Raw genomic sequence first — 8,808 nt, 5'->3', positions numbered from 1 at the left:
GGGTTCCACATATTAGTCATGTATAATATGTGGAACCCTTTATGTTCAACTATCGTCTCCCGATAGTTGAGCGATCGCAGGGTATGACATCCTCATTTGAATTCCTCCTATTTCCGGAAGGATATGCTTTTCTCCCCACTGGCTCATCTCGTCAAGAAATACAATCATAGATATTCCTAACGAGGTCAACTTATATTCTACTTTCGGTTGGGGCTCCGGATAGGATTTCCTTTCGATTATTCCGTCACTCTCAAGCTCGCGCAGTTGCTCTGTAAGCATTTTTTTTGAAATCGACGGAAGATGCCGCAGTAACTCCCCATAACGTACTGGCTTGTTATTTTTATATAAGTACCGATATATGGGGATTTTCCATCTCCCGCTTAACATAGAAAATACAACTTCTACTGGGCAATCATTTAGCTGGACAGGCATTTTCTCACCTCTTTTCACCAACATTATACAACACAATATAACCAAAACGGTTGGATACGAAAAAGTGCCTAATTGATCACAAGAAGTAAAGTCAATATACTCAATTCCATAGAGGAGATGATGAAAATGAACATTGGTATCCTTGGAGCGGGGAATGTAGGCAAGATATTAGGCAAAGGATTCGTTATGGCAGGGCATCATGTATTAATCAGCAGTCGGGATCCCCGCGATCCAAAACATTATTCTTGGCAGCAAGAGGTAGGGAAGTCGGGGAACATCGGAACATTCGAGGAAGCTACCCAGTTTGGCGAAATCATGATTGTGGCACTTCCGTGGCTCTGTTTAAAAGATGTACTTGAAACCATCGATCCTATCCATATGAAAAATAAAACGGTCATTGATGTAAGTAATGCCGTACATTTTGACAATGGACCAAGTTTATTGCTCTACGATACCTCAGCAGGAGAAGCAGTCCAAAAGTTGTTACCGGAAAGTCATGTTGTTAAAACACTGAATACGATCAGTGACAAGATCATGATACATCCAAACTTCAAGGAAGGTTCACCCGTAATGTTTATGTCGGGAAACAATCATTCTTCCAAAAGTCGGGTCAGTGCTCTTCTTAAAGACATTGGCTGGTCCACAATTGTTGACTTAGGAGACATTAGGCAGAGCCGTTTGCAAGAATCGATCATGCTTGCATGTGTGATTAGCGAAATTCAATTACAGTCACCAGGATCAGCCTTTGCCTTACTAAGAAATTGAGACGGTTCTGTAGATGAACTGCTGCCCTTTAGCTCAACAGGCTGCCGTTAGCTCAACGGACTGCAGCAGTTTATGCGAGGAAGTAGCCGCTTATTGCGAGCTTATCTGCCCGCTTTGGCCGACACGGAAAAATAACTCATCTCAACAGGTGAGACGGACTTTGGTTTCGGTTCTCCCATCCTTTTCTCTAATAAGCCGTCTAGATTTACATCCGAGCAGTCCTGTCGGTATCTCCCCTCCTCCAACTTCATGTCGATAAAATCGACGACCTGCTGCAACGAGGCGATTTGGCTGACAATATTTTTCCGGTGGCTCGTTAAAAGTTCCACCAGTTCGGGATATTCCGCGGGATCAGTATCGGCGGAGACTGCCAAAAAAGGCCGCATTTCCTCTAGCGGCATCCCCGTTTTTTTCAGGCATGCTATCAGCCGGATCGTATTGATGTCCTCCTGTCGGTAGATGCGGTGCCCGTTTTCCTTCCGCTCTGCACGAGGCAGCAGCGCGATCTTTTCGTAATAACGGATCGTATCCTCAGTAATTCCGGTTTGCTCGGCGGTTTGCTTTATCGTATAGGATTTCTCTTCCTTCATCCTGTTCCCTCCCGGAGATTGATTTTTGTGCATTATACATCTTGGAGCTGACTCCAAGTCAAGTCTCTTATCCTTAGGAAATACTTTGTTTTCGCGCCTTGACTTGGAGTCGACTTCAAGTTATAGAATGTGAGCTATCAGGGGAAATATCCCGCTTTCAGGAGGAGATGCACAATGAACAAGAACCCAAGTGAACATATCGCATTGATTACAGGCGCAAGCGCCGGGATCGGGTTGGAATTAACCCGGAAATTGCTGTCGGAGGACTGGCAGGTAGTTGCTTTGAACCGTTCCGACTTTCCCGCAGACGATATGAGCATCCAACATGCGGCCAAGAGTGGATCGCTTCGAATTTATAAAACAGATGATCTTGCCGATTATGCCAGCTTGAGACGTACTTTAGAAGAGATCAAAAGCAAGGAGCAGCGGATCGATATTTTGTTCAATAACGCCGGAGGGTCTTTTTCCAAGCTGAGCTATTCGAAACAAGGACGCGAGAAGCATTATGAGCTGTTGACGATCGTTCCATATATTATTCTGATGGAGTTGAAGGAACTCCTGAAAATTGGACGCTTAAAAACGGTGATCAACACCTCATCTTCAGCGCTAAAATTTACAAAAGAGTTTACTATCGATATCCTGGAACGTCCCAAAACCTTCCGCAAGCTGCTTGGTCCTTACGCCACCTCAAAGCTAGCTCTTTCGCTGTGGACTCAGGCCATCGCGACGCAGCTTGCCAAGGACGACATCAAGATTCGCAGCGTTGACCCAGGTAGCAACAATACGTTAAGAAAAGGGAAACAATCCGGACTGCCCCTTTTGGTTGAAGTATTAATGAAGCTATTTTTCTCACCGCCTACTCACGGCGCCAACAAGCTGTATGAAGGGGCTCTCGGGGAACACCGGAATAAAACTGGCGTGTATTTGCTGAAAGGTCAGGTTGCGGGATTAAAATTTAAAGACCAGGCGAGGAACGTTTTGGAAAGAATTCAAGCGATTTATGAACACGAATTTTTGCAACGTAATTTTTAAACTTACTTATGGCTGTATTAAGTTACTTATGACACGGTTCTCCGTAACATCTATAGTGCTAAGCGAAGGACACCAGCCGGGTGTCCTTCGTTTAGCTTTATGTTTAGGTCGATTTCGTCGTGACATGCGCAGGCGACTCACTTATGAGATGGTTTGCAAAATATGAACGATTTTCCCCTCCATATTGGAGTAGTCTATCATCTTCAGGTATTCGGGTTTTATCATTTGATACTGCTTCATGTGGTAGTAATCCATAATTGCTTGTTTCAAGGTGATATCATACTGAATCGAAAATGATGGCTCGATAAAGCGCCGCAGCACAGCGTCATCTTGAACCATAAACAATACGGCATTCAATCTGTTGAAAATCTGTTGCTCCATTCCGGATTCAAAAAAAGCTTGTAAGTTTTTATTCCGATTGTGTAGAGCAACTGACAGATTCTCAAAATGGTGCGGATAAAATTCCTTCAGATCTTGCAAGAACAAATCAGAAATATACACGGCACACATCAAAGATTGTAAAAACGTGATTTGGAACCGCTCCAATAAAGAGAAGGAATCATCATTAGCCGTGGCGTCAGCTTTCTTCGAGTAATCAATGTAATAATCTACAACCTGTTCGATGATGTCATCTTTKGAGGCAAAATACTTATATAGTGTCACTTTGCTGATATCCATATATTTTGCGAGATCGTCGACTTTGAGTTGGCTGAATTTTGTTCTTCTAATAACGGGCTTTATTTTTTCAATATATGTCTCCACACTCACGGCTTTTCTCACGAATAAATGCCCCTCCCTGTGATAAGTATCAAATGCATTATAACAAATTTGCTGTCTTTTTGTTTACAGTAAAGAGTAAATGAATTAAATTAACTATTTTAATAAAATTAGTATACTTGGTAAAGCAACTATTGTATAATCGTTCCTGTACCTAATCATCCGATTGCGGATTATACAATGGGAGGACGATTCAAATGGAACTAAGTAAGGGCAAATTATCCTGCAAGAAAGTCGTGATCACGGGAGGCAGCAGTGGAATCGGCCTCGCGACAGCGAAGTTGCTAGTGGATGATGGAGCACACGTGCTGATTACCGGACGTACTCAGGCGACGCTTGACACGGCTCGTGAACAACTCGGCAACAACGTAATCTCGTTCTTGAGTGATGCCGCCTCATTGAAGGATATCGCCGCGTTGGCCGATCGAGTGAAGGTTGAATTTGGAACGATAGATGCCCTGTTCGTTAACGCAGGTGTCACTGGCTTTGTCCCTTTCGAGTCAACGACCGAAGAAACGTACGACRAGATATTTACAATCAACGCCAAAGGGCCGTACTTCACCGTACAAAAACTCGCTCCACTCCTGAGCATAGGAAGCGGGGTAGTACTTACTACTTCGATCGTGAACGTAGTGGGTCTCCCCATGCTCAGTGCGTATGCATCTAGTAAAGCAGCGCTACGCTCCATGACTCGAAGTCTGGCACGCGAGTTATTGCCTCGAAATATTCGCGTAAACGCAGTCAGTCCTGGCGTCATTGACACAGGTATCTTAGAGAAGTCAATGCCGAAAGAAGCTGCCGAACAGACAAAGGCACAGATGACACAGCAGATCCCGATGTTGCGTTTGGGCGATCCAGTCGAGGTCGCCAAAGTCGTAGCATTTCTAGCATTTGACGCCACCTATACCACCGGGGCTGAGTTCACTGTCGACGGAGGCGGCTCCCAGATCTGAAACCCCTTTTTCTTGGAAGAACAGACCGTTTGAATTTATTGAAAAAACGATTCATCGGAGCAAAATGGAGGGAACATCGCTATGAACAATTGGGATACATCGAGCAAAGATGTGAAGAATCCAGCATCTAACCCTGTTACCATGCGAACGGTCCGCTTCCGCGACTACGGAGAACCGGCCGATGTCTTGCGTTTGGAGGAGGTGGCAATCCCAGTACCAGGCCCGGGACGCATACGCGTGAGAGTATGCGCCTGTGGGTTAAATCCGGTTGACTGGGTAATGTGCCGAGGACACTTTGCCAGTCAACTGCCGTTGCCTCGCGGTATTGGGCTGGACGTATCGGGGATTGTAGACGCAGTTGGAGAAGGCGTAACCGGTGTCGCCATTGGTGATTCCGTTCTTGGTGCCGCGGATTTCATAGGCGGATCGAGCGCCGGTGCGTCGGACCGAGCGATTATGTACTACTGGTTCCGCATGCCGGCTGGACTCGACTTTGTACAGGCCGCAGCACTGCCAATGGCGGTCGAAACCGCTTACCGGGGGATTGATACTCTCGGGGTGAGATCGGGCCAGACCGTACTCGTGCACGGAGCCGGCACAACCGTAGGCTTCGCCGCCGTCCAGATCGCCCTCATGCGCGGTGCTCGTGTGGTCGCAACTGCTGGTGCCACCTATGCCGGCCAACTCCGCGCTATGGGGGCGATGGTGACCTCGTACGGTGATGGAATGGTAGATCGAGTGATAGAACTGGCAGAGCAGCCGGTTGACCTCGTCCTAGATACCGCCCCGATTAGTGGAGCAATAAAAGATCTGATTCAAATCGTCAATGGGAATCCTCAGCGCGTCCTAACGGTCAGCGATTTCGCCGGAGCCGCCGAACTTGGCGTTCGCGCCAGCTACGGGGAAGAACCTTCCCTGCGTTATGACGTTGTTGGCCACTTCGCCCAATTAACCGCAGAGGGCAAGTTTACGATCCCAGTCGCCCAGACTTTCTCACTCGACGACTGGCGAACAGCCCTCGAAATCAGTCAGAGTGGGCGTGCCCAAGGCAAACTGATTCTACTGCCCACCGCCGACTGATGTGCGCAAATAAGTGGAGAGTATTTTGAAATATGAGGGGGACATCCATTGAATACGAACCAACGAGAACATATCGCACTGATTACAGGCGCGAGCCAGGGAATCGGCTTGGCATTAGCCCGGAAACTTCTATCGGAGAACTGGCAGGTCATTACTTTGAACCGTTCCGATTTTCCGGCGGACGATATGCTCATTCAAAATGCCCTCAAGAACGGATGGCTCCGATCCTATAAAGTGAAGGATCTCACCGATTATGGCAGCTTGAGACGCTCTTTGAAAGAAATCAAAAGCAAGGAGCAGCGGATCGATATTTTGTTCAACAACGCTGGAGGAGGCTTAAGTGAGCTGCGCTATTCGAAACAAGGCCGCGAAATGCATTATGAATTGTTGACGGTCGTTCCTTATATCATTCTGATGGAATTGAAGGAGCTGTTGAAAAACGGCAGCTTAAAAACGGTGATTAACACTTCATCGCAGGTGCTTAGATTTACGAAGGAGTTTTCGATCGAAAACTTAGAGCATCCCAAAACCTTCCGCAAAATGTATGGCCCTTATGCAACTTCAAAGCTAGCTCTTTCGTTGTGGACCCAAGCCGTCGCACCACAACTTGCCAAGGAAGGCATCAAGATCCGCAGCGTTGACCCGGGAATTAACAACACGCTAAGAAAAGGAAAAGATTCCGGACTGACCGCATGGTTTGAACTGTTTATGAAGTTTTTTTCCTCACCGCCTACCCATGGCGCCAACCTATTATTTGAGGGAGCCCTCGGCAAACACCGCAATGAGACCGGCGTGTTTTTGTTAAAAGATAGGGTTGCTGACTTGAAATTTACAGAACATGTGCAGCGTGTGCTGGACAGAATTTCCGACATCTATAGCCGTGAGTTTCTTGACGGGAGTGTTCCTCATGGGTGAGTTCCAGAAGAACGTTGCTTAGGAGAGGATCTTCTGAACTTCGTTCGCAATGCGGTTTAAGGGTCCACTTCATAGGAATCATTTATCACTCAAGTACATTCGAAATGTGAAAGACATCACCGTAATTCACTTCGGTGATGTAAATTTTTCGATTCAGCTGCACCAAACTCAAAAAGGAAGTTGCYAAACATTTTTGATCTCACGTTACTTAAACAAAAACAGCCGATCATGTTGGTCGGCTGTCTTCTTGGTTTATTGAGTTATCGTTCCTCGTTAGTTTAATGAAAAAAGAGCAGCGACGCGGCGGCCTATTCCCTATTCCCTATTCCGGTTGAATTATTGCACCCGAGGGAGTTCAATCCAATTAGATAAAATTCATTTATTCCTCTGTAAGCAACAAGCAGGCGAAGATACACTGACGACAGTGCTTCCCATCTGCTTGTTGTTTAATGGCGCATTCCTTCTCTTCGCTACGCGACGAGACTGATTAAATTGTTATCGGGGTCCTTTATGATCGCATATCGCTCTCCCCACGGTGTATCTCGCGGCTCGAGGAAGCCGTCATACCCAAGCGTCGTCAACTGACGGTACACGTCGTCCAGCTCTTCGTTGCTGGAAAACTGAAAGGCGAGCTCGGTCCGGTAGCCGATAGGATCTTCCCAGCCTTCAAAAACATTCTTTACCGATTCCACCATATCGAATGCAAACACAATACCTTCTTGCTCCACGTCTACGTGATGCGCTTCGTCGACGCCGTCCGGAATAGCCAGCCCCAGCACGCGATAAAAATCCAACGCCCTCTTCATCTCTTCTACGTAAATCGCGACTCGTTTCAACTTTACAGTCATGCTTTGCAGCTCCCCTCGCCTTGCTTAATTTCACTCCCATTATAGTAATTGTCACTCATTGCAAAATAGTAAAAAACGGACTTCCTCACTCCTGCTTGGTCAGACGTTTGAGTGGAACTCCGTAATATCGCTTAAAAATGCCAGCGAAGTGCGACTGATCGTAGTACCCGTGTTGAAGCGCCAAATCCGTCAAGCTGAAATAGTCTCCGCTGTACAATTCCTCAAGCACGCTTTGAAAGCGGACGATGCCGAGCATCTCCTTCGGGCTGAGGCCAAGCTCGAGTTCAAAGGCCCTTCGCAGATGCCTCTCGCTGAAGTTCACTTTATCCGCCAAATCCGTTACGGAAAGATTACCTTTGACCTCGTATATATACTGCATGCTCTGGTAGACCAAAGTAGGAGCAGGCACCTCGGTCGCAGCCAGTATTAGGCCCAATTGCTGCTCGACGACCTCGATCCTGTCTGGTAACGATTGCGCAGTCAGCAGCTTTTCGACCCAATCGAGAGCCTCTTGTCCCCAGAGATCCTCCAAAAACACACGATTTGCCGTTAATGTCGATATTGGAGACTTCAGGATCGTGCGGGCCGACTCCGAATACAGCCGAATGCCCCATACCGAGCGAGCTTTTGCAAATTGCAAAACTTCGACGTGTGTCGTTAGCCCTACGACATAAGCGGCCTGCCTGCTTGATGAAGCGAACAGGTCCACTATAATATCGACACAGCCATCGGGTATGACTCGATGCCCCGGATTTTCCGGTACCGGCAGGAAATCCATCGTCCAATAGGCAGCTACATGCGACGCCAGGCGACGGCTCGGCGCAAACTCCCGGAAGTTGTGCGAGTGGATATGCAACTGCGGCTGCAATTGGGGAGCATGCAAGGGTCGGTAATGATGGCTCATCTGCGCTTCTTCCTCCTATTACGTGAAAAATCTTGACACCTTGGCGGCTTTCAAGGCTTACTTGGCTCGCCGAGGATTACTGTATTCTACCTCATGAATGTATTGTAACAAATAACTGATAAGCGGACATATGTCCTTTTCAATTCAATAATGCAGTGTTGAAGTTTATCTTTTCGGGAAAAGGAGAATGAGATTATAAATGTTTAAAAGGAAAGACAGCTTTGATCACCAGTGCTTCTACTGGTAATGGTTTGGATAACTTTACGTATCGAATATTCCATCCTAAATCGCCTAAGCGCCTCAATTCATCATTATCATTATTGTAACTATCCTGGCCGATAGCTTAATGAAAACAGGTAGCAGCTGCCGCGGCAAACTGCTCCCTTGTTTGGTTCAACTATCGTTCCCGTTAGAATTCCTGTAAAACGAATAATTTGGCGTTTGAACAAAAAGGAGCGCCTCCAGTACGATGGGGTTACGCACGAGGTCATTGCCTCAAAAAGCCCATCAGG

The 8,808-nt window shown here is 46.9% G+C and carries 10 protein-coding genes; 5 read left to right on the top strand and 5 right to left on the bottom strand.

The window, feature by feature from the left end; genetic code table 11:
• Positions 1-45 precede the first annotated feature (45 nt).
• Positions 46-456, bottom strand: a complete 411-nt coding sequence (locus AB4Z33_RS29695) for a winged helix-turn-helix transcriptional regulator (RefSeq protein WP_442053362.1) — start codon at positions 454-456, stop codon at positions 46-48.
• 102 nt (positions 457-558) lie between these two features.
• Here AB4Z33_RS29695 and AB4Z33_RS29690 point away from each other — a divergent pair, with 102 nt between their 5' ends.
• Positions 559-1,197: an NADPH-dependent F420 reductase gene (locus tag AB4Z33_RS29690; RefSeq protein ID WP_442053361.1), complete on the top strand. Its 639-nt coding sequence runs from the start codon at positions 559-561 to the stop codon at positions 1,195-1,197.
• A 101-nt stretch (positions 1,198-1,298) separates the two neighbouring features.
• Here AB4Z33_RS29690 and AB4Z33_RS29685 read toward each other — a convergent pair whose 3' ends face one another.
• A complete protein-coding gene (locus AB4Z33_RS29685; RefSeq protein ID WP_442053360.1) occupies positions 1,299-1,787 on the bottom strand; it encodes a MerR family transcriptional regulator in 489 nt (162 codons plus the stop codon).
• 174 nt (positions 1,788-1,961) lie between these two features.
• Between AB4Z33_RS29685 and AB4Z33_RS29680 the strand changes: the two genes are divergently transcribed.
• Positions 1,962-2,819, top strand: coding sequence for an SDR family NAD(P)-dependent oxidoreductase (locus AB4Z33_RS29680; RefSeq protein WP_442053359.1), 858 nt, complete (start codon positions 1,962-1,964; stop codon positions 2,817-2,819).
• Positions 2,820-2,960: 141 nt separating this feature from the next.
• Here AB4Z33_RS29680 and AB4Z33_RS29675 read toward each other — a convergent pair whose 3' ends face one another.
• Positions 2,961-3,599 carry a TetR/AcrR family transcriptional regulator gene (locus tag AB4Z33_RS29675; RefSeq protein ID WP_442053358.1) on the bottom strand — a complete coding sequence of 213 codons (639 nt, stop codon included), beginning with the start codon at positions 3,597-3,599 and terminating at the stop codon, positions 2,961-2,963.
• Between the two features lie 194 nt (positions 3,600-3,793).
• Between AB4Z33_RS29675 and AB4Z33_RS29670 the strand changes: the two genes are divergently transcribed.
• The 3 genes from AB4Z33_RS29670 (at position 3,794) to AB4Z33_RS29660 (ending at position 6,544) form a co-directional block, all read left to right on the top strand.
• Positions 3,794-4,549, top strand: a complete 756-nt coding sequence (locus AB4Z33_RS29670) for an SDR family oxidoreductase (RefSeq protein WP_442053357.1) — start codon at positions 3,794-3,796, stop codon at positions 4,547-4,549.
• 81 nt (positions 4,550-4,630) lie between these two features.
• Positions 4,631-5,629: an NADP-dependent oxidoreductase gene (locus AB4Z33_RS29665; protein WP_442053356.1), complete on the top strand. Its 999-nt coding sequence runs from the start codon at positions 4,631-4,633 to the stop codon at positions 5,627-5,629.
• 48 nt (positions 5,630-5,677) lie between these two features.
• Positions 5,678-6,544: an SDR family NAD(P)-dependent oxidoreductase gene (locus tag AB4Z33_RS29660; protein WP_442053355.1), complete on the top strand. Its 867-nt coding sequence runs from the start codon at positions 5,678-5,680 to the stop codon at positions 6,542-6,544.
• A 470-nt stretch (positions 6,545-7,014) separates the two neighbouring features.
• Here the strand turns inward: AB4Z33_RS29660 and AB4Z33_RS29655 are convergent, their stop codons facing one another.
• The gene (locus AB4Z33_RS29655) at positions 7,015-7,392 is read right to left on the bottom strand and encodes a VOC family protein (protein ID WP_442053354.1); all 378 of its coding nucleotides are present in this window, start codon (positions 7,390-7,392) and stop codon (positions 7,015-7,017) included.
• A gap of 85 nt (positions 7,393-7,477) precedes the next feature.
• Positions 7,478-8,296 carry a DUF6597 domain-containing transcriptional factor gene (locus AB4Z33_RS29650; protein ID WP_442053353.1) on the bottom strand — a complete coding sequence of 273 codons (819 nt, stop codon included), beginning with the start codon at positions 8,294-8,296 and terminating at the stop codon, positions 7,478-7,480.
• Positions 8,297-8,808: the final 512 nt, after the last annotated feature.

It is taken from the genome of Paenibacillus sp. 2TAB19 (assembly GCF_052115185.1).
Taxonomy (GTDB): Bacteria; Bacillota; Bacilli; order Paenibacillales; family Paenibacillaceae; genus Pristimantibacillus.
The sequence above is the reverse complement of the archived record's forward strand: the minus strand, read 5'-3'. Positions and strand labels throughout refer to the sequence as shown.